Source organism: Streptoverticillium reticulum, from assembly GCF_047456005.1.
In the GTDB taxonomy this organism is placed as follows: domain Bacteria; phylum Actinomycetota; class Actinomycetes; order Streptomycetales; family Streptomycetaceae; genus Streptomyces; species Streptomyces reticulum.
Genome location: NZ_CP179755.1, coordinates 7,819,803 through 7,845,220 on the forward strand (window position 1 = coordinate 7,819,803; position 25,418 = coordinate 7,845,220).

A 25,418-nucleotide genomic window follows, 5' to 3' on the forward strand; every position below is an offset into this window, starting at 1 on the left:
AGGGGTAGCTTCGCCGGATGAAACCGCCCGTCGCTCCCGGTGCGCGTGCCGTGCTCGGCCATGTGCGGCCGCTCCTCAAGGACTTGCCCGGCCTGCTCGCCTCGTGCGCCGGGGCGGGGCCGGTCCAGCGGCTGCGGCTGGGGCCGCGGGACCTCTACCTGCTCACCGAGCCGGAGCCGGTCCGCCAGGCGCTCGCCCTCGAAGGGGACGCGCTGTGCCGGGTGTACGAGGACGGGCCGGGCCGGCTGTTCGGCGAGGCGCTGCTGGGCACGGCGGGCCCCGCCCACCGGGCGCGGCGCCGGATGCTGCAACCCGCCTTCCGGCACGAGCTGATGGCCTGCCACGCCGACGTCATCGGGCCGGTGGCCGCGCGCCTCGCCGCGAACTGGAGCCCGGGACGGCCGGTCGACATGGTCCACGAGTCCGTCGCCTGCGCGGCCGAGGCCATGTGGTGCGTCCTGACGGGGGTGCGGCCGGCCCGCATGCCCGTCTCGGACCCCGCCCGCCGGATCCTGGACGTCGACCGGGGAGCGGCCGAGGAGACCGGGCTCTTCTCGCGGGCCCCGGCCCCGGTCCGGCGGCGGCACCGCTGCGCCGCCGCCCTGCTGCGGCGGATGCTCGTCCACGCGATCGACACGCTCCCGCCCCCGGGCGGCGCACCGGCCGGCCTGCTCGGTGTCCTGGCGCAGGTCCGCGACCGGACCACCCGCGAGCGGCTGTCACGGCGCCAAGTCCTCGACCAGGCCCTGGAGATGCTGGTCGCCGGGGCCGTCGCGACCGGCATGATCCTCGCCTGGGCCTGCCACGAACTGGGCCGTCACCCCTACGTGGAGCACCGGCTCCAGGAGGAGACCGACGAAGTCCTGGGCGGACGTCCCGCACGCCACGAGGACCTGGCCCGCCTGCCGTACGCCGGCCGGGTCGTCACCGAGGTGCTGCGGCTCGCCGCACCGCCGCTGGTGGGGCGCCGCGCCCTGCGCGAGCTGGACCTCGCCGGCTACCGGGTGCCGCAGGGGGCGGACGTCGCCTTCTGCCCCCACGCCCTGCACCGGCACCCGGACCTCTACCCCGACCCGCTGCGCTTCGACCCGGACCGGTGGCTGCCCGGCCGCGCCAGGACGCTGCCCCGCGGCGCCTTCCTGCCCTTCGGGGCGGGCGACCACCAGTGCATCGGAAGCTCCCTCGGCACGGCCCACGCCACGCTCGCCCTGTGCACCATCGCCGGCGCCTGGCGGCTGCGGCCGGTGCCGGAGCACCGCATCCGGTGCGTCCGCAGCAACGTCCTGCGCCCCGACGCCCTGCCGATGACGGCCGAGCCGCGGGGGCCCGTCGGCCGCCTCGGAGCCTTCGGAAATGTGTCACCGGGCGGCTGCTCGGAGTGAGCGATCAAGGGGTCCCGTGTGAGCCCGCCCATGAGAGCCAGGTCACGTGCGATGGCGCTTCGTAGAGGACCAAAGGCCTGAAGCGGACATTTCCGGGCTATTCGGCGGGTGTGCGTAACGACGTCCGGTAGTAGGTCACACCTTTGCCAGCGGATTTTCCCGCCGCTAACAATTGCCGAGTCGCACGGCGCCGTCGAAAGAGACGCGGCGCTTCATCCGCGCCAATGACGGCCACTGCGACTTCGCGATTGGAAGGATCAGCTCGCTCATGCGCACCACCATCACCTCCGGCTATACCGCTCTCACCAAGACCCACAAGTTCTCCGCCGCAGGCATCGCCGCGACCGGCATCGCCGCCGTCGCCTTCGCCGCCCTCGGCGGCGGCACGGCCAACGCCGCCCCCGCCGTGAAGACGGTGGCCCAGAACGCGCAGTCCTTCGGTGAGACGCAGCAGGACGAGCTGACCCAGCAGGCCGACGCCGCCGCCACCCAGGCCACGGCCACCGCCAAGGCCGCCGTCGAGGCCAAGCAGAAGGCGGACGCCGATGCCGCCACTGCCGCCGCCAAGGCGAAGGCCGACAAGGAGCGCGCCGCCAAGGAGGCCGCCAGCCGTTCCACCGAGCGCGCCCCGATCAAGGCCGAGAAGGCCGAGGCCGCTGCTCCGGCTCCCAAGGCCTATGGCAACAACCTGGACGGCTGGATCACCCAGGCGCTGGACATCATGAAGGCCAAGGGCATCCCCGGCTCGTACGAGGGCATCAAGCGCAACATCATGCGCGAGTCGACCGGCAACCCCCAGGCGGTCAACGGCTGGGACGTCAACGCCCAGAACGGCATCCCCTCGAAGGGCCTGCTGCAGATCATCGACCCGACCTTCAAGGCGTATCACGTCGAGGGCACCTCCTGGGACATCTACGACCCGGTCGCCAACATCGTCGCCTCCTGCAACTACGCCGCCGACAAGTACGGCTCCATGGACAGCGTCAACTCCGCCTACTAAGAGTCGTCAAACAGACACACAAGGGCGGCGGCACCCCCACCGGGGTGCCGCCGCCCTTGCGCTGCGCGGCCGCGACCAATGGCATGATCGGGGGATGTCTGAACACATCATCGCCGCCTGCGACGGGGCCTCGAAGGGCAATCCCGGACCCGCGGCCTGGGCCTGGGTCGTCGCCGACGCGGCGGGAGCTCCCCAGCGATGGGAGGCCGGCCCCCTGGGCAGGGCCACCAACAACGTCGCGGAGCTGACGGCTCTGGAACGGCTGCTGGAGGCCACCGACCCGGCCGTGCCCCTCCAGGTGCGCATGGACTCGCAGTACGCGATGAACGCGGTGACCAAGTGGCTCCCGGGGTGGAAGCGGAAGGGCTGGAAGACCGCTTCCGGCTCACCGGTCGCCAACCGCGAGCTCGTCGTCCGGATCGACGCCCTGCTGACCGGCCGCACGGTCGACTTCGTCTACGTGCCGGCACACCAGGTGAACGGCGATCCACTGAACGCCATCGCGGACCAGGCCGCCAGCGACGCCGCGGTGGCCCAGGAGCCCGCGGGCACGTCCCACGGGCACGCCGCGCTGCCGGTACCGGCCCAGCCCGCTCCGTCGGAGGCCCGGCGCTCCTCCGGCGCACCGGCCAAGCGGACCGCGTCGAAGGCGAAGGCGGGCCGCCCCGCCGGGACGATCAAGGCGAAGTTCGCGGGCCGGTGCCCGTGCGGACAGGCGTACGCGGTCGGGGAGTCGATCTCCAAGGGGCCCAAGGGCTGGGGCCACCCGCTCTGCGCCGCCTGACCGGCCGGCCCCGGCCGTTCGGCTGCGGGTGAACACGGGACCGACGGTTCGGCCCGGCGGGTAGCTTCGGCGCGTGGACGATCACTCTCCCGTCGAGCACTCTTCTGTCGAGCACTCCTCCGTGGAGGCCGGGGGCATCCGCCTGGCCCACCGCGTCTCCGGCCCGCCGGGCGCTCCGCCGCTCGTCCTCCTGCACGCCCTGGGGGAGGGCGCGGCGGACTGGGACGGTGTGGCGCCCGCCTTCGCCCGCGACCGGCGCGTGTACGCGCTCGATCTGCGCGGCCATGGCCGCAGCGACTGGCCCGGCGCCTATGGGCTGCCGCTGATGCGGGACGACGTCCTCGGCTTCCTGGACGCCCTCGCGCTGGAGCGCGTGGATGTCGTCGCCCACTCGATGGGCGGGCTCGTGGCCTGTCTCGTCGCGGCGAAGTGCCCGGAGCGGGTGCGGCGGCTGGTCCTGGAGGACGTCGCCGCCCCGCTGCCCCGTGAGCGGAGCGTCCCGGTCAGGCCGGAGGGGGAGCTCGCCTTCGACTGGGACATGGTGCTCGCCGTGCGGCGCCAGATCGACGAGCCGGATCCGCGCTGGCTCGCGGATCTGGGCAGGATCTCCGCGCGCACCCTCGTCCTGGGCGGCGGCCCGCGAAGCCACCTTCCGCAGGAGCGTGTTGCCGAGCTGGCCCGCCGCATTCCGGATGCGCGGTGCGTGACCGTCCCGGTGGGGCACCTGATCCACGCGGCGGCACCGGAGCAATTCACCGCTCAGGTCTCGGAGTTCCTGCGCGGCCCGGACCCGTCAGCGCTCCCCGCGCCGCTGGAGCAGCAGACTCCCCACGGCAGTGCGCCGGTGCAGCACGGCCCGTCCTGCGCGGACGGTCGTGATCAGGCCCGCGCCGCGCAGCGCGGCCGCGTGGGCTGAGCAGGTCGCGTTGCTGACCCCCAGCCGCCGGGCGAGCCCGCTGGTGGTGTGCTCCTCCGCGAGCAGGAGCAGCATCGCGAAGCGGGTCCGCCCCAGCACACCGGCCAGCGCCTCGTCCGTTCCGCCGGTCCCGTCCGGCGCGAGCGGCAGGCCCGGACCGGCCGCGTAGGTCACGGCGGCCGGACGGCCGGGCGGATCGGCGACGAGGGGCCGGCCGGTCCAGTGGAACGTGGGCAGGAGCAGCAGGCCACGGCCGTCCAGCCGGATGTCCTGCCGGACGGGACCCTCGAACTCCCAGACGTTCCCGCACAGTCGGGATCCGGGGACGAGCGTGGCGAGTCCGGTGCCGATGCCGTGCTCGGCGACGGTCAGCGCATGGCGCGCGAACTCCGCCCGGTGCAGGTCCTGCACGAGGCACCACACGGGACGCACCACGGTCTCGAACGCCGTCTGCTGGGCGCGGAGCAGTGGTTGCCACGCACCGGCATCCCCCCGGTGCAGATCGCGGACCCACGCCGGGGCGGGCACCGCGTGCCCGGTGCGGACCCGCTCGAGTTCGGAGCGCACCAGATCCGGGTCCGTGGTCCGGACGGTGTGCAGGCCCTCCTCCAGGCTGTCGTCGAACACGTCGAGGAAGCAGGGGGCTTGCGCCCCCGGGACCAGATCGGCCAGCGGCAGAGCCGAGTCGGGCAGGGAACGCAGCAACCGCCGTCGCCAGCGGCCGAAGAGCAGCTCGTCGTGCCGGTGGACCAGCATCATCAGGGCCGTGTTCAGCTCCTGCATCGGGGCCGGGCGCGGAGCGAACCGGACCTGCGCGAAGTCGGCGGCCGTGAAGTGGATCCGGATCACTGGTCTCCCCGGCGTGCAGCGCCAGCATTTCGGTCAGGGCCTCAACGATCGCCCGTTCTCCCCGGCCCGGACCAGGATGCAGATCACACCGACGGACCGGCACAAGGGAGAAGGCTCATGGTGTACGGAGAATCAGGCGGCGGCACTGGTACCGGCATCGACCGGCGGACGGCCGCCAAGTCGGCCGTGGCGGCAGCCGCGTTGCTGCTCGCGGGCGGCGGGGGAGGCGGCATCGCGCAGGCCCGCACCGCGGACGGCATCACCCTGCGACTGCCCGCGCCGACGGGCCCGCACCGGATCGGGGTCACCACGCTGTACCTCGTCGACCGCTCGCGACGCGATCCGTGGGACGAGTCGGTCCCCGTCCGGGAAGTGATGGCCACGGTGTTCTACCCGGCCCGCACCGTCGCCGGCCGCCCGGTCGCACGGCAGATGACCGCGGGCGCCGCGGAGCGGTTCCGGCAGATCGACGTCCTCGTGCACCACTTGCCGCCGACGGGCGTGAACTGGGCGGCCACCACGACCCATGCCCACCGGGACGCGCCCGCGCAGCCCGTCCGCAGGCCGGTACTGCTGTACAGCCCCGGCGGCGGCGATCCGCGCACCCTGGGCACCACGGTCGCCGAGGAACTGGCGAGCCACGGGCATGTCGTGGTGACCGTCGACCACCCCGGCGACGCCAGTGAGGTCGAGTTGCCCAGGGGCATCCGCGAGACCGTGCTCCGCGGGGACCCCCGTACGGACCCGCAGCTCTTCCGCACCGCGATCGGCACCCGCATCGCGGACCTCCGGTTCGTCCTGGACCGATTGGAGGCCCTGGCGGCAGGGCGGAACCCGGACGCGCTGGGGCACGCCCTGCCCGCAGACCTCGGCCGCGCGCTGGACCTCCGGCGCGTGGGCGTCTACGGCCACTCAGCAGGCGGCACGGCCGCGGCGGAGGCGATGTACGAGGACCGGCGCATCGGTGCGGCCGTGAACCTGGAGGGCTACCTGGACCAGGCGCCGCAGCGCTCCGGTGAGCCGGGGGAGCTGTTCCCAGTCGCCCGGCACGGTGCGGACCGCCCGTTGCTCCTGCTGGGAACCGAAGGCTTCGAGCACCGGGGGGAGTTGGAGCGCTCCTGGTCGGCCGTCCTCGCCCGCTCGGGAGGACGGGCTCGGCGGGCGCAGCTCGACGGTGCCGCGCACTGGGTATTCGCCGACTATGCCGCCATGGCGCCCCAGTTGCAGGCCGCGGGACTCATGACCGCGGAAGCCCGCCGTGACCTGGTCGGTGCGGTCGACCCGGCTGTGTCCGTACCCGCGGTGCGCAATGCCGTCCGCTCGTTCTTCGCCCGGCACCTTCGGGGGTAGCGAGGCTTTGGTCAAGAGATTCCCAAAAGTGACATAAGCTGTTGCTTGGTACTTACAAGATCATTATCCGGACAAGTAGGTGTACTGCGTGAAGCTGACCCGTCTTTCGGCCGCCGTTGCCGCCGCTGCGATAGCGCCGGCCGTTCTGTTCGCTTCCCCGGCGTCCGCTGCCGACGGCGCACAGCCGCCCGCCAACTCGGCTCCCGACAAGGCGTCGGAGACCAAATCGGAGACCAAGGGCGACGAGGCCTCGAAGTCGGCGGCGAAGCAGGACGAGGACAACAGGTTCGCGATCCTGCGGATGCTCGACGGCAAGGCCGGCCGAGGCCTTGAGAGGGAGGCGAACAAGGCGCTCAACGGCACCGCGGAGGACCGGCGCCACTTCCTCGAAGTCGGCCAGTACAAGGCGCGTCTGGAGGACGACCGGGTCCGGGTCCTGAAGATCATGGACAAGGGCGGCCGTTGCGTGAAGGAGGCCGGCAGCAAGGCCCTCGACGGTGGCGCCGACGCCATCAAGGAGTTCCTGGAAAAGGGCCAGTACGCGGCGCAGCAGACCGATGACGAGATCCGGGCCACCCAGATCCACAGCGTCGGCGGCCCGGCGGTGAAGGAAGCCGCGGAGAAGGCGCTGCGCGGCACTTACGAGGACGTCAAGCACTTCCTGGAGACGGGCCAGTACGAGGCCCGCAAGAAGGACGAGGCGGCCGAGGAGGCCGCCAAGAAGAAGCCTGCCGAGGACAAGAAGGACGCCGAGAAGCCCTCCACCGGGGACGGGCACAAGAAGGACGCCGACCGTGACGGTACCAAGCCGGCCCAGGACGGCGGGAAGTCCTCCGTGAAGGCCGCCTCCGTCAAGGACGCCAAGGACGCCAAGGACGCCCCGGCCACCGCCTCCGCCAAGGGCGGCGAGATGGCGAGCACCGGCGCGGACGCCTCCGTCCCGTGGGCCCTCGGCGGCGGGGCCGCCGCCGTTGCCGCGGGTGCCGGCATGGTCGTCCTCGCGCGCCGCCGCCGCGCGGCCGAGCAGGGCTGAACACCCGGGCGGGGCCGGGCCGCTGGACACCGGCGGCCCGGCCCCGAGCCCGATCCTGCGGGAGCCTTCCCTGACTGACGTGGCCACGCCAGAATCTCCCTCCTCGGCCGGGCCGCATCCGGCGGCCGCCGCAGGGAGGGAGAGGCATGACGCCTCATCGGCATCGCCATCGACGGAGATACGCGGCCTGCGTGGTCCTCAGCGCCGCGTTCGCGCTGATCGGTACGCAGTCCCACGCAGCAACCGACCCCCAACACAGGCCAAGGCCCTGGCACGCACGTCACCAGGCCGACGTCGGGCGGCAGCACAGCCACCTCGTCCGCTCCGGCAACAGGATGACCGCACTGACCCCGGGGGCCGACTCCCCCGGGAAGGACGGCGGTTCCGACGAGGCCGAGAACTCGGCCGAGGCCTCCGCCCAGTTCACCGAGGCGCGCACCGCCCCCGGTGTGGTGGCGCCCGGCGCCTACGGAGCCGCCTGGCGGCAGTTGCAGTCCATGCCCCACAGCGACGGCGACTGGTCGCACGTCACCCGGCGCCCCTACGACTCCGACGATCCCCGCTACCGCGACATCAACTCCAACTCCAGCGGCGGCGCCGGCTACGTCACCGGCCGGATCACCGGCATCGCCGCCGACGACCAGGGTTACGTCTATGCGGGCGGCGCCAACGGCGGTGTCTTCCGCTCCCGCACGGGCGGCGGCCACTGGCAGCCCATCGCCGACAGCCTGCCCTCCCTCTCCACGGGCACGCTCGGCCTCGACCACTCCGGGCGGCTCTGGTACGCCACCGGTGAATCCAACACCGGGGCAACCTCCTTCGTCGGCACCGGCGTCTACGTCCTCGCCGATCCCCGGCACGGCACCTTCCGGCCCGGTGACAGGGTCGGCGGACCGGAGCTGGAGAGCACCGTCATCCACGCCCTGCGCTTCGCCGGCGACAGCGTGTGGGCGGCCACCAGCCGCGGAGTGTGGTCGCACTCCACCAAGGACCTCTCCGGGCCGTGGACCCTGGAGTTCGCCCCCAACCCCGCGTATCTGCCGGGCGGTTCACTCGCCTCCGACCCCGCCGCCCCCTACAAGAACATCGCCAACGACATCGCGGTCGACCCCAAGGACCCGGCCAAGGTCGTCCTCGCGGTCGGCTGGCGCGGCGGCGACACCTACAACGGCCTCTACAGCAAGCAGAACGGGACCTGGCAGCGGCTCTCCTCCCTCGGCGACCTGCCCTCCGGAAGCGCCGACGTCGGCAACGTGACCTTCGCGGCCGCCGCCGACGGCTCCCGCCTCTACGCCGTCGACCAGTCCCCGGCGCAGATGAACAGCAACCCGGACAGCGGCCTGAAGGGCGTCTACGTCTCCAAGTCCGGCTCGCCCACCGGGCCGTGGACGCAGATCGCCGACTACCCGAAGCTCAAGGCCTCCGGCTCGGCCCTGCAGACCGCCGGCTACATGCCCGGCATCCAGTCCTGGTACAACCAGTTCCTCCAGGTCGACCCGGCCGACCCCGACCACGTCTACCTCGGTCTGGAAGAGGTCTACGAGACGAAGAACGGCGGTACGAGCTGGATCACCCCCGGCCCGTACTGGAACTTCACCTTCCCCTGCTGGAGCGTCGCCCCCGCCAAGCGCACCGGCGACTGCTTCCCGACCACCCACTCCGACCAGCACGCCGTCGCCGTCGGCCGGTACCACGGCAGGACCTGGGTGTACGTGGGCAACGACGGCGGCATCTACCGCCGCCCGCTCAACGGCGCCGTCGACTCCGGCGGCCACGCCAAGGACTGGCAGTCCCTGGCCGACGGCACCATCGACACCCTCCAGTACTACTCGGTCGGCATCGGCAGGGACCGCACCTACGGCGGCGTCTCGGTCACCGGCGGCCTGCAGGACAACGGCCAGTCGATGCTGCGCGGCCGCGACAGGGTCATGGGCTCCAACTTCGGCGGCGACGGCGCCGACACCATCACCGACCCCGCGAACGGCTGCAACATCGCCCAGGAATACGTGTACCTCGACATGTGGGTCACCCAGGACTGCGGCGTGAACAACGGTGCCTGGAGCACCGACCCCGCCAAGGCGACCGAGTACGAAGTGGCGCCGCCGGACAAGGACCTCGGCGGCGCCGGGGCCCGCTTCATCGCGCCGATCGCCGCCGACGCCAAGAACACCGGCACCTGGATCGCGGGCGGGCGGCACGTGTGGGTGCAGAACAAGGGCTTCGCGATCCGCAGCGGCACGGAGTGGAAGAACGTCTTCGACCTGGGCGACGGCCACGTGGCCACCGCCGTCGCGGCCTCGGGCGGCCGGGTCTACGTCGCCTGGTGCGGCCCGTGCAACAACCAGGGCTTCACCCGCGGCATCGCGGTCGGCAACGCCGACGGCACCGGCTGGCACCAGCTCGCCCTGCCGGTGAACGGCACGGTCCCGAACCGCTACCTCTCTGCGTTCGAGACCGACCCCGCCGACCCTCAGCACGTGTTCCTGGCCGTCAACGGGTTCTCCCGCGCCTGGACCGAGGGCCCCGGCGCCGGCGTCGGCCACGTCTTCGAGTCGCGGAACGGCGGCGCCGACTGGACCGACATCTCGGCGAACCTGCCGGACGTCCCGGCCGACTCGGTCCGGCTGCTGCCCGACGGCGGGCTGGCCCTCGGCACCGACCTGGCCGTCTTCCACCGCGCGCCCGATTCCGGACAGTGGGAGGTGCTGGGCCGCGCGCTGCCGACCACGGCCGCGCTGCAGGTGCGGCTCGGCCCGGACGGGCGGCTCTACGCGGCCACGCACGGGCGGGGCATCTGGTCGTTCGACGTACGGAGCCTGGAGGGGCGCCGGGACTGACGGATGGACGGCCTGACGTCACGGGGCCGGCGGCACGTGCGCCGGCCCCTTCCGCCCGAACTCAGACGGGCGGGATGAGGTTCCGCGCGACGAGGTCCTCGTGCACCTCGTCGAGGTGGGAGACCTCGCCCGCGGCCGGGTTGAGGCCGACCGACGTGGGGACGATGACACCGGCGAGCGGGTCGTCGTCCCGCGGCTGACCGAGCGTCAGGACATCCCCGAAGCCGGGGGCCGCCTTGTCGCGGGCGGTCAGCGGCGGCAGGTTCCAGCGCTGCTGGACCGTCTTCAGCAGCGAGGTGTGGTCCAGCGGCACGCTGCCGTCGGGCACCCGGAAGACCGTGCCGGGCGCGATGAGCGGGGACACCAGCACCGTCGGCACGCGCACCCCGAACCGGGTGAAGTCGAAACCGAACTCGCCCACCGCGTCGTCGGGCGGCGTCGCACCGGCGGGCGGGGGCACGTGGTCGTAGCAGCCGCCGTGCTCGTCGTAGGTGACCACCAGCAGGGTCTTGGCCCACCCCGGGCCGCTGCGCAGCGCCTGGTAGACGTCGTGGATGAGCTGCTCGCCCAACGCCACGTCGTAGTTGGGGTGTTGACTGTTCCCGGTGGAGGCCCAGGCCGGCTCCAGGAAGGTGAACCCGGGCAGCGTGCCGTTGGCGGCGGCGTTCTTGAAGTCCATGAACTGGCCGAAGTGGTGCGCGTCGGCGTTCGCCAGGTCGGGGAAGTTGCCCCGGGTGAGCGGCTGGGCGTGGTAGCCGTAGATCGCCCAGTCGACCTTGTGGGCATCCAGCAGGCCGAAGATGCTGGGGCTGGTGAAGGTGTGCGTGTGGTCGTCCATGTGGCCCTGGCTGGTGCCGGCGCAGGCGAAGGCCCGGTTGGGCAGCGTCTCCGTGGGCACCGAGCTGTACCAGTGGTCGCACACCGCGAAGCCGCGGGCCAGGCCGGACAGCACCGGCAGCCCCTCCGGGGTGAAGCAGCCCATGATGTCGTCCGGGGTGGTGCCCGCGTAGACGGGCTGCTTCTGCTGGATGCGCTGCTGGATGGTCGCGGCGAAGTCGGCGACGAAGCCGTCGTTGGTGGGGACGGGGGCCGGCGTGGCGGGGGTCTGGGTGCCGAACAGCTGGTTGTTGGTGGGCCGGTAGCCCTCGCCGGGGTTGGCGCCCGGCATGAAGTACGCACCCGGTTTCGTGGTGTCGATCCGGAAGACGGAGACCTTGCTGCCGTTTCCGTCCGGGTTGGTCTCCGTGCCCGTCAGGCCCTCGAAGGGCTGGCCGGACGGGGAGCGGTTGCCCTGGTCCGTATAGAGGAACCCCAGCATGTGGTCGAAGGACCGGTTCTCCAGCATGAGGACCACGAAGTGATCGATCTGACCCAGAAGGTTCGCGTTCGACTTCGACGGCATCTGTCGCCTCCGGCAGGCGCGGGCGGACGGGAATGCGGGGCGGCCTCCCGTCCCACCGTAGGGCAAGGTGCCACGCCGCGCCCGGCGGCGGTGTCGGCCATGCCGGGGAATCACACGCCGCGGTCCGTGCCCTCTGCCGCCCGCCGGTCCGGGGCCAGCAGGCCGAACAGCATGTCGTCCGTCCACTCGCCCTTGATCCAGGTGGCCCGGCGGCGTACCCCCTCCCGGGCGAAGCCCAGCCGCTGCAGCAGCCTCGCCGAGCGGGCGTTGCGCGCGTCGCACTCGGCGGAGACCCGGTGCAGGCCCCGCCGCTCGAACAGGTCGGCCAGCACCGCACGCACCGCCTCGGTCGCATAGCCGTGCCCCTGCCGCTCCGTGGCGAGGGTGAAACCGATCTCCGCCTGCATCAGGTTCTCGTGCAGGCAGACGCCGACGTCCCCCACCAGGCAGCCCTCCGCGGCGAGTTCGACCGCGTACTGGAACCAGCCCGGCCGGTCCGGGGACCCCTCGGCGAACCCCTGCACCGCCCGGAGCGCCGCGTCGTACGGCACAGGCGCCGTCCAGCTCTGGTAGCGGGCGACCAGCGGATCGGACCGGTACGCGGCGAGCGGCGCCGCGTCCTCGGGGCGGAAGCGGCGCAGGACGAGGCGGGGCGTCTCCAGCATCACGTCGCGCATCACCTCGCGATCGTCCCAGGCGGCTCGCCCTCCGTCAGGGGCGGGGGCCGGTCCGGGCCCGCGATAGGGCCGAAAGGCCCTGGAGAATAGGGCCGCTTGGGCACATATGCCCGATGTCATACTGGCGCGCGCCGTCCACGGAACGGACGGCAGGACCCACCTCCCTGACAGGAGTCTCCCCGTGCCACGCGACACCGTCACCCCCGAGTACCACGCCCTGCTCGCCCGGCACGATGCAATGCGGCTGCGCCGGCAGATGCTGGCCCCCGACCGGTCCCCGGCCGCGCGGACCGCCCGCGAGCTGGAGCCGACCTACGACGGCGCGGCCGACCAGCGGGTGATCGTCCAGTCCCTCGAACTCGTCGCCTCGCTCGACGACTTGATCGCGCGACTCTACGACGCACTGTTCGGGCACTGGCCCTATCTGCGCTCCCTCTTCCCCGAGTCGATGGACTTCCAGAAGCGGCATCTCGTGCAGATCTTCCGCTACCTGATCGACCGTCTGCACCGACCGGACGAAGTGGCGGCGCAGTTCACCCGCCTCGGCCGCGACCACCGCAAACTCGGCGTACGGCCCGCCCACTACCAGGCCTTCGAAGCCGCCCTGTGCGAGGCGCTGCGAGGCACGGCCGGAGCGCAGTGGAACGACGCCATGGAGGAGGCCTGGCTGCGCATGCTGCGCTTCGCCGTGGCGGCCATGAACCGGGGAGCCGAAGAAGCCCTCCGCGAACCCCCCTCCTGGCACGCCACCGTGACCCGCCACGAGCTGCGCGGCCCCGGCCTGGCCGTGCTGCGCGTCAGCCCCCACGAGCCGTACTCGTACCGGGCGGGCCAGTTCGCGGCCGTGGCCTCGCCGCTGCTGCCGCAGGCCTGGCGGCAGTACTCGATCGCCTGCGCGCCCCGGAAGGACGGCGAGCTGGAGTTCCATGTGCGGCAGGCCGGCCCCGGCGGGGTCAGCGAGGCCCTGGTGGCGCGGACCGGTGTCGGGGACACCCTGCGGCTGGGGCCCGCGAGCGGGACGGCGACGCTGGATGCCGCACCGACGCGCGATGTGCTGCTGGTGGCCGACGACACCGGCTGGGCCCCGGCCAAGGCCCTGCTGGAGGAACTGGCCGCCCACCGGAGCGGCTTCCGCATGGTGCACCTCTTCCTGGGCGCCCGCCACGCCGTCGAGCGGTACGACGCCGCGGCGGTGGCCGCCCTGGCGCAGCGGCTGCCCTGGCTGCGCGTGATCCACGTGGCCACCGGGGAGCAGACGCTGGCGGAGGCCGTGGCCCGGCACGGCGACTGGACCCGGCACCTCGCCTTCGTCAGTGGCCCGCCCGCCGCCGTCGGTGCCGTCGCGACCCGGCTCGCCGCACTGGGGCTGCCCGCCGAGCACATCCGGCACGACCCCCTGCCCGGCATGCCGGCCCTCACCGGTCGCCGCGCGGAGGCCCTCGAAGGAGCAGACATATGAGCGGCCCCGCCGCCGCGGGCCACGTCATCGTCATCGGCGGCGGCGTGGCGGGCCTCGCGGCCGCCCACCGCCTCGGCGCCACGGGCCGGCGCGTCACCGTGCTCGAATCCACCGCCCGGCTGGGCGGCAAGCTGCACACGGGCGACATCGCGGGCGTCCCGGTCGACTTCGGCACGGAGGGGCTGCCCGCCCAGCGCCCGGAGGCGGTCGACCTGGCACGGGCCGTCGGACTGGGCGACCGGCTGCGGTTCCCGGCCGTCACCCCGGTCGCCCTGTGGTCCGGCGACGCCCTGCGCCCGCTGCCCCGGGGACACGGGACGGGCACGCCCGGCGACCCGGCCGCCCTGGCGGACACCCTGTCCCCGGCCGGTACCCTCCGCACCGCCCGGCGCCGGCAGCCCGGCGCCGCGCCGCCGTCCGCCGGTCCCGCCGTCATGGGCCTCGACGGCGGGGCGGGAGCCCTCGCGGACGCGGTCGCCGGCGCCGTCCGCGCCGCGGGCGGCCAGGTCTTCCTGCGCACCCCCGCGCTCGCGCTGACCCGCACCGCCGACGGCTGGGAGGTGCGCACCGCCGCCCGGACCCTCGGCTGCGACGGCGTCGTCATTGCGGCGCCCGCCTGGACGGCGTCCACCCTGGTCGCCGCCGCGGCCCCGGCCGCGGCGGCCGAGCTGTGCGAGATCGGGTACGTGTCGACGGCCGTGGTGACGATGGCGTTCCGGCGCCGCGAGGTGGCCGGGCTGGCCGCGTTCGGCGACTGGTCCGGCTTCCTCGTCCCGCCCGCGGCCGGCCGCCCGGGAAGGGCGCCCGGCACGGCGTCCATCAAGGCCGCCGCCTTCATGACCGCGAAGTGGGGCTGGGTCGCCGGGCGCGCCCCGGACCTCTTCGTCCTGCGCACCTCCCTCGGCCGGTACGGGCAGGAGGAGAGCCTGTACCTGGACGACGACGACCTCGTCGGCGCCTCCCTGCACGACCTGCGGGCGGCGACGGGGCTTGCCGCCCGCCCGGTGGCCGCGCAGGTCACCCGCTGGATCGGCGGCCTGCCGCGCTACCCCGTCGGCCATCGCGCCCGGGTCGCCCGGATCCGCGGGGCGCTCGGCGGCCTGCCGGGCCTGGAGATCTGCGGGGCGGCCTACGACGGGGTCGGCGTCGCCGACTGCGTGGCGAGCGGGCGGAGTGCGGCGGAGAGGATCGCGGGACCGGAAAACTGAACAACACGGGCCCCAGCCGTTTCTGCCGGGCGCGTTTGTGATGGTTTCGTATCAAAGACCTGCCGAACGACGTGATCATGCAACCCTTGGCCCTGGCTCTCCGTCCGACAGGACGGAACTGACCTTCTTGTCCCTTTGGGGCAGTACCAGCCGGAGCAGCAACATGACGAACCCACCCGCCGGGATGTACGAGTCCACCGGACGGCGCCGCGCGTCGCGCGCCCGAGGCTGGATCATCGGGGCGGCGTCCGTGGCCACGCTCGGGCTGATCGCCTGGCCGGTGATGAGCCACTACCAGATCCCGCCCTTCTCCGACAAGGGCGACCCCGTCAGCTACGACCAGGCCGGCGGTGCGAACGACGGCAAGGGCGGGAACGCCAAGCCCGTCGACTCCAAGACGCTGATGCCCACGGGCCCCAAGGCCGAGTTCAAGAACGCGAAGACCCTGAGCGACGGCTCCCAGGTCAGCGTCGTCACCCTGGACGGCCCGAAGTCCGGGTTCAAGGGCAAGGTGTGGGTCTGGGCGCCCAAGGAGTACAAGGACCCGAAGTTCGCGGAGAGCGGCTTCCCCGTCCTCGTCGCCCTGCCCGGCGGACCCGGCAACGACAGCAACTACTGGGCGCTGGGCGAGTTCGGCAAGGACAAGCTCTCGCTCGAGAAGAGCATCTCCAAGTGGTACGAGGAGGGCAAGAGCAAGCCGTTCCTGCTGGCCATGCCGATCCTCAACCCCGGTCCGGACGACAAGGGCATCTACTGGGACGCCAGTGACATCCCCAACCAGCCGAAGATGGGCACCTGGCTGACCGAGGACGTCCCCGACCTGATGAAGGCCAACTTCCGCACGATCAAGGACCGTGCGGGCTGGGGCTACATGGGCTCCTCCACCGGCGGCTTCGCGAGCCTGAAGTCCGTGCTCAAGCACCCGGACAAGTTCAAGGCCGCCGTCGCCAACGGTCCGGACATCGTGCCCGACTCCCCGCTGTGGAAGGGCCACGAGAAGGAGAAGCAGGAGAACAACCCCGAGGTGCTGGCCAAGCAGCTGGCCGCCACCAAGGGTCCGGACGTCTACATCGCCTTCCAGTACGGCACGAAGGAGAACAAGACGATGATCAAGGGCGTCAAGGACTTCATGAGCACCTACGGCAAGGGCCCGGTCCACACCAAGCTCTGGGAGATACCGGGCGGCACCCACAACGGCGCCACCTACCTGTCCAACATGGAGGCCCCCATCCAGTGGATCAGTGAGCAGCTGGAAGGGCCGACGCCCTCCTCCTGACCTGGCCGGTCCGTTCCGGCGCCCGCCGCCGGCCGTCGGATCCGCCGGCTGTCAGATCCGCAGGCCACCGCCCGGGTCCGGCAGCCGGCGGCGGGCCATCCGCATCACGTCGTCACTGGTGACGGTCCCGACCAGGCGCCCGTCCTCCAGGACGAGGATCACCAGGTGCGCGGCCGGGACCACCCGGCCCAGCACCTCCACGAGCTCCTCCTGCGGGGTGGCCACCGTGCACTGCGCCAGCGGAACGGCCAGGTCGCGGACGCGCAGTTCCGGCCGCCGCGAGACGGGGACCAGCAGGAGCCGGTTCCGCTCGACGACACCGCTCGGGCGCCCGTCGAAGTCGACCACGGGAACGGCCGGGCGCTGCGTCCTCGTCATGACCGTCGCGAGGAAGTCCTCCACGGTGCGCCAGTCGGGTCCCGTGACCGGGGGCCCCGTCATGGCGTCGCCGACCCGCACCCCCTCCAGGGCCGCGAGGATCATGGCCTGGCGCATCTCGGCCGTGGCCGACACGGCGACGAAGCCGCCCACGAGCATCAGCCACAGCCCCGAGCCCAGGCCCCGGGTGAGCGCGATCCAGCCCGCGGCGACCATCAGGAAGCCGGCCACCTGACCGCTCCGGCCGGCCACGCGCTGCGCCCGCGGCCGGTCCCCGCCGCGCCACCAGACGGCCGACAGCAGGATCCGGCCACCGTCCAGCGGGGCGGCCGGAACCAGGTTGAACAGCCCCAGCAGCAGATTCGCCCCGCCCGCCCAGACCAGCACGGCCGACACCAGCGTCCAGTGCAGGACGTGCCCGGCCCCGTAGCCGCCCGCCAGGGCCAGCCCGCCCAGCACCAGACTGGTCACCGGCCCGGCCGCCGCCACCAGGAACTGGACGCGCGGGGTCGCGGCCTGGCCCAGACGGGTGACCCCGCCCAGCCCCCAGACCGTGATGTCCTCGACCCGGATCCCCGCCCGGCGCGCGGTCACCGCGTGCGCCGCCTCGTGCAGCAGCAGGCTCACCGTGAGCAGGACCGCGCCCGCCAGCCCGGCCGTGTTGTAGACGGCGGCGGAACGCCCCGGCACCCACGCCGGCAGGGTCCCGCCGGCCAGCCCGAGGCCGAGGAAGAGGATCAGCACGGGCGCGCTCCAGTGGATCCGCAGCGGTATGCCGAGGAGCTTGCCCAGTGGTACGGAACCGCCCATGTGCCTGGCCCCCTCGCCCTGACCTCCGGCTTCCATCATCCGCCCGCGCCCCCGCCCCGCACAGGGGAGGCAGGGGCCCCGGGCCCTCAGCCGGAGCGCGCACCCGCGTGCGGGACCGCGATGACCGGACACCGCGCGTGACGCAGGACGCCCTGGCTCACCGAACCCAGCAGCATCCCGGTGAAACCCCCGTGCCCCCGCGTCCCCACCACCAGCCCCAGCGCCTTTTCCGACGCCTCGGCCAGCACCTCGACCGGATGCCCGCGGACGACGGCGTGCTCCAGCTCCACGCCCGGCCGGGCCGCGGCCGGTTCCGCCGTCGCCGCCGCGAGAACGGCCCGGCCCTCCTGCTCCGCGGCCTGCTCGTCCCGGATCCCGGGCTCCTCGGGGCGCCACCAGGCGTACACGGCCCGCAGTGCGGCCCCGTGCAGTGCGGCCTCCTCGAAGGCGAAGGCGACGGCCGCCGCGGACTGCGGGCTGCCGTCCACGCCCACCACGAAGTACGGCGGGTCCGCGGCGGTGTGCTCCCGCTCCGGGACGACGATCACGGGGCAGGGGCTGTGCGCGATGACGGGCAGGGCGACGGAGGCGGAGGAGAACACCTCCTGCACCCGGCTCAGGTGCGAGGAGCCCAGCACGACGGCGGACGCGTCCCGCGCCTGCTCGCGCAGCACCCAGGCGGGGTCGCCCTCCGCGAGCAGCCCGGACACCTCCGCCTCGGGACGCCGCGTCTCGGCGAAGGCCACCGCCTCCCCGAGCACCCGGTCCCCGGCCTCGTGCAGCGCCTGGTTCCACTGTTCCCACGACGGCCGCACGTCCGTCTTCCGGTAGCCGCCGGTGGGGGTCCCCTGGGCGTGGACGAGCAGCAGCGGCACGCGGCGGCGGGCCGCCTCGTCGACGGCCCAGGCCGGGGCCGCCCGCCGTGCGGTGTCCGGGGCGACACCGGCCACGACCGGGCCGCCTCGCCGGCCTCGTCCGCCGTGCGCTCCTGCCATCGCCGCCTCCCGGAGGATCCTCGCGTCCCCCTGCCTCCCAGGCTGCCGCCGCCCGCAGCCGGGCACCACTCAGGCCGGATCCGGACCGCGCCGCCGGCACTCTTGACCGGGGTTCCGGCACGGCCCATGGTGGTTGCGGCCGCAGGCCAGGCAGGACGGAACTCTCCTGCCGTGAACCGTCGTGAACCATCGCGAACAGGGCGCGAGGAGTGCGGCATGGACGCGGACCCGGCCGACGGCATCACCCGGCGCAGACTTCTGGGAGCCGCAGCAGGCGTGTCGCTGCTGCCCGGCTCCCTGCGCAAGGCCCTCGCGGCGCCCGCGCGGCCGCTGCGCTCGCTCCACGAGATCGAGCACGTCGTCTTCCTGATGCAGGAGAACCGGTCGTTCGACCACTACTTCGGCACGCTTCAGGGCGTGCGCGGCTTCGACGACCCGGACGCCGTCACCCTGTCCACCGGCCGCTCGGTGTTCCACCAGCCTGACCCGCAGAACCCCGACGGATACCTGCTGCCGTTCCACGACGACACGAAGACCACCAGCGCCGTGAAGGCCTACGGCACCAGCCACTCCTGGCCGTCCCAGCACCGGTCCTGGAACCACGGCCGGATGGACAACTGGGTGCCGACCCACCGCGCCGCCGACGGCCCGGTCAAGGGCCCGTTCACCATGGGCTATTACACCCGTGACGACCTGCCGTTCCACTACGCGCTCGCGGACGCCTTCACCGTCTGCGACCACTACTTCTGCTCGGTCCTCGGCCCCACGCACCCCAACCGCGTGATGGCCATCAGCGGCACCGTCGACCCCGCCGGGCTGCTCGGCGGACCGGTCGTCGACAACACGTCCACGGGCTTCCGGTGGACCACCTACCCGGAACGCCTGCAGGCCGCCGGGATCAGCTGGCGCTACTGCACCGCCTACCCGCCGGACACCGACCTCGGCTGGTTCAAGGCCTTCCAGGACGCCCGGCCCGGTGACGACCTGTACGAGAACGCGATGGTGCCCTACACGCCGTCCGATGTCGCCGACATGATCCGCGGGGACGGACTGCCCTCGGTCACCTGGCTGGACGCGCAGTACCTCCCCTCGGTCTACGGCCTCCCCGAGGCGTCCGAGGAGCCCCCCAACTTCCCCGCGGCCGGCGCCGAGTACATCTACACCGTCCTCGACGCCCTGGGCTCGCGGCCCGAGGTCTGGGCGAAGACCGTCTTCGTCATCGTCTACGACGAGAACGACGGCCGCTTCGACCACGTGCCCCCGCCGGTCCCGCCCGAGGGGACACCGGGGGAGTGGGTCACCGTCTCCCCGCTGCCGCCCGGCGCGGAGGGGACCGCCGGGCCGGTGGGGCCGGGCTTCCGGGTGCCCGCACTGGTCATCTCGCCGTGGAGCCGCGGCGGTTGGGTGTGCAACGAGGTCTTCGACCACACCTCCCTGCTGATGTTCCTGGAACGCCGGTTCGGTGTGCACGAGCCCAACATCAGCGCCTGGCGCCGCAGCACGATGGGGGACCTGACGTCGGCGCTGCGCCTGCACGACTGCGACCGGTCCTTCCCCGAACTGCCCGACCCCGCACCGCTCCTCGCGCTGGAGGAGCAGGAGGCGGCGACCCTTCCGCCGCCTGCGGTGCCGCCGGTCCAGACGGTGCCGCACCAGGAACCCGGCCGCCGCCCCCACACCCCCTGACGGCGGTCACGGGACGGGCCGGCCCCGGGCAGCAGCCCGGAACCGGCCCGTCGTGCATGCCGGACCATGCGTCAACTGCCTTCGGAAAACGCCCCGTTCTCCTCCTCGAAACGGGCGACCTCCTGGCGGATCAGCTTCATCGTGCCGATGCCGGCCGGGGCGCCCGCGTAGACCGCGCACTGGAGGGCGACCTCGGCCGGCTCCTCCGGCGTGCAGCCGTTGCGGAGCGGGTCGGGGACGAACAGAAGGGGCGAGCCTGTGACGGGCGGGTACGCCCGGGCCGTCACTCCGCTACGGCGGACAGGACGGCACGGGTCTCCTCCCAGAGAGCGCGGGTGATCTCGGCGGCCGGCGCGCACCGGGCCAGGCGGTAGCGCGCACCGGCCCACAGGTGGAGCCGCTCGGCGTCACCGGCTTCGGCGGCGGCCGAGCGCAGGCCGCGGGTCAGGTGGTGGACGTGCGGGTAGGCGCTGGGCGCCGCGCCGTCGTGCGCGTCGATGAAGCGGTTGCGCAGCCCCCGGGCCGGGCGCCCGGAGAAGGCCCGGGTGACGGCCGTGGTGTCGAAACGGGCGTCGGCGAGGGCGTCCTTGTGCGTCTGCGAGGCCCCGGACTCGTGCGCGCGCAGGTAGAGGGTGCCCAGCTGCGCGGCGCAGGCGCCGCCGCGGAGCACGGCGGCGACGTCCTCGCCGGAGCCGAGCCCGCCCGCGGCGACCAGCGGCAGCCGCATGCGCTCGCGCACCGCGGCGAGCAGGTCCGGCAGCGGCACGGTCTCCGGCTCGGCCGCGATGTCGTGCGTGGCCCGGTGCCCGCCCGCCTCCGGACCCTGGACGCACAGCGCGTCCATGCCGGCGGCCTGCGCCGCCTCGGCCTCGGCGACGGTGGTGACGGTCGCGAGGAGGAGGCTGCCCGCGCGGCGCAGCGCCTCGGCCTCCGCGGGGGAGGGCAGGCCGAAGGTGAACGAGACCACGGGCGCGGGCTCGTCCAGCAGTATCCCGACCTTCGCCTCCCACGCGTCGTCGTCCTCGGCCGCCGGGACGGGCAGTGTGATGCCGAACCGCTCGGCCTCGGACCGCAGTTCGTCCCGGTAGGCGCCGACCGCCGCGGCCGCCGCGGGATCCACCGCACCCGGCACGAAGAGGTTGACGCCGAACGGCCGCGAGGTCAGCTCGCGGGTGCGGACCAGCTGCTGCCGCATCCCGTCCGCCGTGCGGTACCCGGCGGCCAGGAACCCCAGGGCGCCGGTGCTGTTGACCGCGGCGACCAGCTCGGGGGTGGACGCACCGCCCGCCAGGGGCGCCTGGACGAGTGGAACGGACAGCTGGTCGAGGTGGAACGGCATGGAGAAGTCTCCTGGGTCGCAGGGATGGTGACGGAACGTCGGAACGTCGGGACGTCGGGAGGTCGGGAAGGTGTCGTGGTCAGGCGGGGGCCGGGTCCGCCGCGCGGCGCATGAGCGGTGCGGCACACACGGCGGCGGCCAGCAGCACTCCGCCGCTGATGGCCAGGGCCGGGCGGTAGCCGTGGGAGAGGACGGGCCGGACGGCCGGCGGCCCCGCCACCTGCCCCAGTCCGTACCCGGCGGTGAGGAGGGCGACGGTGCGCGGCGTGCCCAGGGCGGTGCCGGTGACGAGCCAGAGCTGGGTGATGGCCATGAACGTGCCGCCGAAGCCGACGGCCGGGACGACGGCCGCACCCGTGCCGCCCGGGACGGAGGGCAGCGCCACCGCCACCGCCTGGACCAGCAGGGCGACGGTGAGCAGCACGGTGCGCGGGACGCGCAGACTCGGCGCCGTCCACAGCACGCACGAGGGGAAGGCGGCCAGGCCCACTCACCCGGGCACCGGTGCCCAGCCAGGACGGCGACCCGTCGGCGGACAGGGCGGCCACGAGGAAGGTGGCGGCGACGATGTAGCCGACGCCCTCCAGGACGACTCTGCGTTCTGTTCCCCGTAATTTCCGCCGCGCGGGCTGCGAGGCACCGTCCTGCCTGCGCTGCCGCGCCGTTTTCATTCCGTCGGTCTGGTCGGACCGGTCCGTCGGCACGTGGCCAACACCCCCGTGGTCAAGGCGTCTACGGGAATTGAGTGAAGCATGCGAACAATCCAGGCGGAAATGCCTTCTCAAGCGCATCTATGCTGTGGACGCATGGATGTCGAACTCGGGCACTTACGTGCATTTCTGGCCGTCGCCCGGCACCTTTCCTTCAGCCGGGCCGCGAGTGAACTCCGTGTGACCCAGCCCTCGTTGTCCCGCTCCGTCCAGCGGCTGGAGGCGGCGCTGGGCACCCGGCTCGTCCGCCGCACGTCGCGCCGCGTCGCGCTCACCCCGGCCGGCCACCACGCGCAGGACCGGCTCGGACGGCTGCTCCCCGCGCTCGACAGCACGCTCAACGCCATCCGCGACAGCGGCACGATCCGGCTCGGCTTCGCCTGGCTGCTGCCCGATCCCTGGACGCAGCGGGCTGTCGTCCGCTTCGAGGACGCCACCCGCGGCACCGTCGAGCCGGTGCGCCACGACGACCCGGCGGCGGCCGTCGACCTGGGCGAGGTGGACGTCGCCGTGATCCGCGGCGTCCCGCCGGGCGGGAACGCGATATCCGTGCCCTTCCTCGAGGAGCGCCGCGTCGCCGCCGTCTCCACCTCCTCCCCGCTCGCCGGGCGGGACCGCCTGGGCTGGGACGGGTTCCGCGACTGGCCGCTCGTGGTGAACACGGTCAGCGGCACCACCACTCCGGCGGACTGGGCGGCCGACCAGGCCCCCGGCGGCGTGGTCGCCTGTGGCAACTTCGACGAGTGGCTCGAACTCGTCGCCGCCGGACGCGGGGTGGGAGTCGTGCCCGACAGCGCCGCGCGCCGCAGCCCGCACGCGTGGATCCGCTTCCTGCCGATCGACGACGCGCCCCCGATCCCCGTCCACATCGTCCACTCGCCCAGCAGCCGCCACCCGCTCCTGCGCGCGTTCGTTGAGGCGGCGATGGCGGAACGGCCCTGCCGCGCCCCGGGAACGCGGTGATCAGGCGGTGCCGGGGCCGGTGTCCGGAAGCGCCTGCTCGCTCCAGATGATCTTGCCGGTGGCGGTGTAGCGGGTGCCCCAGCGGTCGGCGAGCTGGGCGACGAGGAACAGCCCGCGCCCGCCCTCGTCCGTGGTCGCCGCGTAGCGCAGGTGCGGGGCGGTGCTGCTGGCGTCGGAGACCTCGCAGACGAGGCTGTGGCCGCGCAGCACGCGCAGCCGGATCGGGGAGGCGGCGTAGCGGACGGCGTTGGTGATCAGTTCGCTGAGGATCAGTTCCGTGGTGAAGGACAGTTCCTCAAGCCCCCATTCGGCCAGTCTGCGTGTGGCGGCGTTGCGCACCCGGGCGACGGCGGCGGGGTCGGCGGGCACGTCCCAGGCTGCGATCCGGTCGGGCTCCAGCAGCCGGGTGCGTGCCACGAGCAGGGCGACGTCGTCGCGGGGCCGTTCGGGGGCGAGCGCGTGGAGCACCGCGTCGCAGGTCTCCTGCGGGGTGCGCCCGGCGCGGGAGGCGAGGGTGTCGCCCAGGGCGCGCATGCCGGCGGAGAGGTCGTGGTCGGCGCCTCTGACGAGTCCGTCGGTGTAGAGCACCAGCCGGCTGCCCTCGGGCAGGTCGAGCTCGGCCGCCTCGAAGGGCAGGCCGTCCACGCCCAGCGGCGGGCCCACGGGGACGTCGGGGAACTCGACGCGGCCGTCCGGGTGCAGGACGGCCGGCGGCGGGTGCCCGGCGCGGGCCAGGGTGCAGCGGCCGATGGTCGGGTCGTAGACGGCGTACAGGCAGGTGGCCCCGGTGACCGGTGTGCCCCCGGCGGTCTGGGTGCCCTCGTCGATGCGGGTCACCAGCTCGTCGAGGTGGGCCAGGAGCTCGTCCGGCGGCACGTCGAGGGCGGAGAAGTTGTGCACGGCCGTGCGCAGCCGTCCCATCGTGGCCGCGGCGTGCAGTCCGCGTCCCACGACGTCGCCCACCACCAGGGCCACGCGCAGGCCGGGCAGCGGGATGACGTCGAACCAGTCCCCGCCCACGCCGCCCAGCGCGGGCAGATAGCCGGAGGCGACCTCGACGCCGCCGTGCTCGGGCAGCACCCCGGGCAGCAGGCTGCGCTGCAGGGTGACGGCCATGGTGTGCTCGCGGGTGTAGCGGCGGGCGTTGTCGATGCTCACCGCCGCCCGGGAACACAGCTCGCCGGCGGCGGACAGGTCGTCGGCGGCGAAGGGCTGCGCCGTGCGCGACCGCAGGAACGAGACCACGCCCAGCATGGCACCGCGTGCGGCGAGCGGAGCCGCGATCAACGGCCCGTCCGTCTGCGGCGCCGACAGCAGACAGGCCCGCCCGTCGCGCAGGGCCCGGCTCTGCGGAGCGGCGGGGGCGAACGCGACGGACTCCCCCTCGGGGGCCGGCGAACGGTCGTCGTCGATGCCGCCCCTGGCCACGCGCAGCAGCCGCGCCCCGTTCTGCGGCTCCGGCTCGCCGCCCTCGACGACCGGTTCGGCCAGATCGACGGTGACGGTGTCGGCGAACGCGGGCACCGCCACGTGCGCCAGCTCCTGCGCGGTGCGCCGGACGTCCAGGGTGGTGCCCACGGCGGTGCTGGCGTCGTAGAGCAGCTTCAGGTGCTCGTACATGCGCGCCAGCTCCGCGGGCCCCAGCCCGTGGGTCTGGCGCCGCAGCCGTCGGCTGATCAGTGCGTTCCCACCCACGGCCACCGCCAGCGCGACGGCCGCGGCACCGAAGAGGAACGGGAGCCTCCGGCTGACGTGCCCGCTCAGCCCGTGGACCGCCTCACCGGCGGAGACCAGGCCGACGACGGTGTTGCCGGTATCCGTCACCGGGACCACGGCCTGCACCTTCGGCCCGTGCGACGTGTCGATCGTCTCGGTGAACGAGCGTCCCTCCAGGGCGGGGGCGATCGTCCCGATGAACTTCTTGCCGATGAGCTGCGGATCAGGAGAGGTGTAGCGGATCCCGTCGGTGTTCATCACGATGACGAAGTCGACGTCCGACCGCGTGCGGGCCGCCTCGGCCCGCGGCTGCAGCACCGCCGTCGGATCGGGCGAGCGCAGCACCGCGGCGATCCCGGGGCCGTTGGCGAAGCCCTCGGCCACGGACAGGGACCGGTCGCGGGCTTCGTGCAGGGCGTCGTCCCGCGCGATGTACACCCACTCCACCGCCACGGCGACGACCAGGAACAGCACCACCGCGGCATGGAGGGCGAACGCCTGGTTCGCCACGCTCCACGCGCTCGGCAGCCGGCGCCGTGGCCGCCGGCCGGGATCCTCGCTCATGCCGGTGCCTGCGGACAGTGCCGGTGTACGTACCAGGGCATGCCTGCATATCTACACTTTTCCGGCATCCGTCACGCGCATGGC

General features: G+C 73.5%; 20 protein-coding genes and 1 pseudogene. 12 read left to right on the forward strand and 9 right to left on the reverse strand.

Annotated elements, in window-relative coordinates:
- Window positions 1-17: 17 nt before the first annotated feature.
- From ACMATS_RS35530 to ACMATS_RS35545, 4 genes and pseudogenes are all read left to right on the forward strand, one after another.
- Entirely contained in the window at window positions 18-1,382 is a 1,365-nt protein-coding gene (locus ACMATS_RS35530) for a cytochrome P450 (RefSeq protein ID WP_390775257.1), read from the forward strand.
- Between the two features lie 268 nt (window positions 1,383-1,650).
- On the forward strand, window positions 1,651-2,382 hold the full coding sequence (locus tag ACMATS_RS35535; protein WP_391157054.1) for a transglycosylase SLT domain-containing protein: 732 nt from the start codon (window positions 1,651-1,653) through the stop codon (window positions 2,380-2,382).
- A 94-nt stretch (window positions 2,383-2,476) separates the two neighbouring features.
- Window positions 2,477-3,166, forward strand: coding sequence for a ribonuclease H family protein (locus tag ACMATS_RS35540; RefSeq protein WP_390775255.1), 690 nt, complete (start codon window positions 2,477-2,479; stop codon window positions 3,164-3,166).
- 121 nt (window positions 3,167-3,287) lie between these two features.
- Window positions 3,288-3,911, forward strand: a pseudogene (locus ACMATS_RS35545) (alpha/beta fold hydrolase); the annotation flags it as partial.
- 48 nt (window positions 3,912-3,959) lie between these two features.
- Here the strand turns inward: ACMATS_RS35545 and ACMATS_RS35550 are convergent.
- Entirely contained in the window at window positions 3,960-4,931 is a 972-nt protein-coding gene (locus tag ACMATS_RS35550; RefSeq protein WP_414170321.1) for an ArsR/SmtB family transcription factor, read from the reverse strand.
- Between the two features lie 117 nt (window positions 4,932-5,048).
- Here ACMATS_RS35550 and ACMATS_RS35555 point away from each other — a divergent pair, with 117 nt between their 5' ends.
- The 3 genes from ACMATS_RS35555 (at window position 5,049) to ACMATS_RS35565 (ending at window position 10,151) form a co-directional block, all read left to right on the forward strand.
- Window positions 5,049-6,281: an alpha/beta hydrolase family protein gene (locus ACMATS_RS35555; RefSeq protein WP_414170322.1), complete on the forward strand. Its 1,233-nt coding sequence runs from the start codon at window positions 5,049-5,051 to the stop codon at window positions 6,279-6,281.
- 88 nt (window positions 6,282-6,369) lie between these two features.
- Window positions 6,370-7,314 carry an ALF repeat-containing protein gene (locus ACMATS_RS35560; RefSeq protein WP_414170323.1) on the forward strand — a complete coding sequence of 315 codons (945 nt, stop codon included), beginning with the start codon at window positions 6,370-6,372 and terminating at the stop codon, window positions 7,312-7,314.
- A gap of 146 nt (window positions 7,315-7,460) precedes the next feature.
- Entirely contained in the window at window positions 7,461-10,151 is a 2,691-nt protein-coding gene (locus ACMATS_RS35565) for a glycosyl hydrolase (RefSeq protein WP_414170324.1), read from the forward strand.
- A 61-nt stretch (window positions 10,152-10,212) separates the two neighbouring features.
- On the opposite strand, the gene ACMATS_RS35570 is transcribed toward ACMATS_RS35565, so the two are convergent.
- Window positions 10,213-11,553 carry an alkaline phosphatase family protein gene (locus ACMATS_RS35570; protein WP_414170325.1) on the reverse strand — a complete coding sequence of 447 codons (1,341 nt, stop codon included), beginning with the start codon at window positions 11,551-11,553 and terminating at the stop codon, window positions 10,213-10,215.
- Between the two features lie 110 nt (window positions 11,554-11,663).
- A complete protein-coding gene (locus ACMATS_RS35575; protein ID WP_390776138.1) occupies window positions 11,664-12,230 on the reverse strand; it encodes a GNAT family N-acetyltransferase in 567 nt (188 codons plus the stop codon).
- 181 nt (window positions 12,231-12,411) lie between these two features.
- On the opposite strand from ACMATS_RS35575, the gene ACMATS_RS35580 reads away from it, so the two are divergent.
- The 3 genes from ACMATS_RS35580 (at window position 12,412) to ACMATS_RS35590 (ending at window position 16,173) form a co-directional block, all read left to right on the forward strand.
- Window positions 12,412-13,689 (forward strand): globin domain-containing protein, encoded by a 1,278-nt coding sequence (locus ACMATS_RS35580; RefSeq protein ID WP_414170326.1) that lies wholly within the window; start codon window positions 12,412-12,414, stop codon window positions 13,687-13,689.
- A complete protein-coding gene (locus ACMATS_RS35585) occupies window positions 13,686-14,897 on the forward strand; it encodes a protoporphyrinogen/coproporphyrinogen oxidase (protein ID WP_414170327.1) in 1,212 nt (403 codons plus the stop codon). Before ACMATS_RS35580 ends, ACMATS_RS35585 begins: the two co-directional genes overlap by 4 nt.
- A gap of 163 nt (window positions 14,898-15,060) precedes the next feature.
- A complete protein-coding gene (locus ACMATS_RS35590; protein WP_391157035.1) occupies window positions 15,061-16,173 on the forward strand; it encodes an alpha/beta hydrolase in 1,113 nt (370 codons plus the stop codon).
- 51 nt (window positions 16,174-16,224) lie between these two features.
- Here ACMATS_RS35590 and ACMATS_RS35595 read toward each other — a convergent pair whose 3' ends face one another.
- Both ACMATS_RS35595 and ACMATS_RS35600 read right to left on the reverse strand, forming a co-directional pair.
- On the reverse strand, window positions 16,225-17,361 hold the full coding sequence (locus ACMATS_RS35595) for a site-2 protease family protein (RefSeq protein WP_391157032.1): 1,137 nt from the start codon (window positions 17,359-17,361) through the stop codon (window positions 16,225-16,227).
- An 86-nt stretch (window positions 17,362-17,447) separates the two neighbouring features.
- Window positions 17,448-18,356, reverse strand: coding sequence for a universal stress protein (locus tag ACMATS_RS35600; RefSeq protein ID WP_414170328.1), 909 nt, complete (start codon window positions 18,354-18,356; stop codon window positions 17,448-17,450).
- Window positions 18,357-18,572: 216 nt separating this feature from the next.
- Between ACMATS_RS35600 and ACMATS_RS35605 the strand changes: the two genes are divergently transcribed.
- Window positions 18,573-20,042, forward strand: coding sequence for an alkaline phosphatase family protein (locus ACMATS_RS35605; RefSeq protein ID WP_414170329.1), 1,470 nt, complete (start codon window positions 18,573-18,575; stop codon window positions 20,040-20,042).
- A 71-nt stretch (window positions 20,043-20,113) separates the two neighbouring features.
- Here the strand turns inward: ACMATS_RS35605 and ACMATS_RS35610 are convergent, their stop codons facing one another.
- From ACMATS_RS35610 to ACMATS_RS35620, 3 genes are all read right to left on the reverse strand, one after another.
- Complete coding sequence (locus ACMATS_RS35610; RefSeq protein WP_414170330.1) at window positions 20,114-20,329, reverse strand: carboxymuconolactone decarboxylase family protein; 216 nt, start codon at window positions 20,327-20,329, stop codon at window positions 20,114-20,116.
- Window positions 20,326-21,381 (reverse strand): NAD(P)H-dependent flavin oxidoreductase, encoded by a 1,056-nt coding sequence (locus tag ACMATS_RS35615; RefSeq protein WP_414170331.1) that lies wholly within the window; start codon window positions 21,379-21,381, stop codon window positions 20,326-20,328. Before ACMATS_RS35615 ends, ACMATS_RS35610 begins: the two co-directional genes overlap by 4 nt.
- A gap of 79 nt (window positions 21,382-21,460) precedes the next feature.
- The gene (locus ACMATS_RS35620) at window positions 21,461-21,871 is read right to left on the reverse strand and encodes a YbfB/YjiJ family MFS transporter (protein WP_414170332.1); all 411 of its coding nucleotides are present in this window, start codon (window positions 21,869-21,871) and stop codon (window positions 21,461-21,463) included.
- A gap of 316 nt (window positions 21,872-22,187) precedes the next feature.
- Between ACMATS_RS35620 and ACMATS_RS35625 the strand changes: the two genes are divergently transcribed.
- The gene (locus tag ACMATS_RS35625) at window positions 22,188-23,054 is read left to right on the forward strand and encodes a LysR family transcriptional regulator (RefSeq protein WP_414170333.1); all 867 of its coding nucleotides are present in this window, start codon (window positions 22,188-22,190) and stop codon (window positions 23,052-23,054) included.
- Here the strand turns inward: ACMATS_RS35625 and ACMATS_RS35630 are convergent, their stop codons facing one another.
- Entirely contained in the window at window positions 23,055-25,334 is a 2,280-nt protein-coding gene (locus ACMATS_RS35630; protein ID WP_414170334.1) for a SpoIIE family protein phosphatase, read from the reverse strand. It lies immediately after the preceding gene.
- Window positions 25,335-25,418 lie beyond the last annotated feature (84 nt).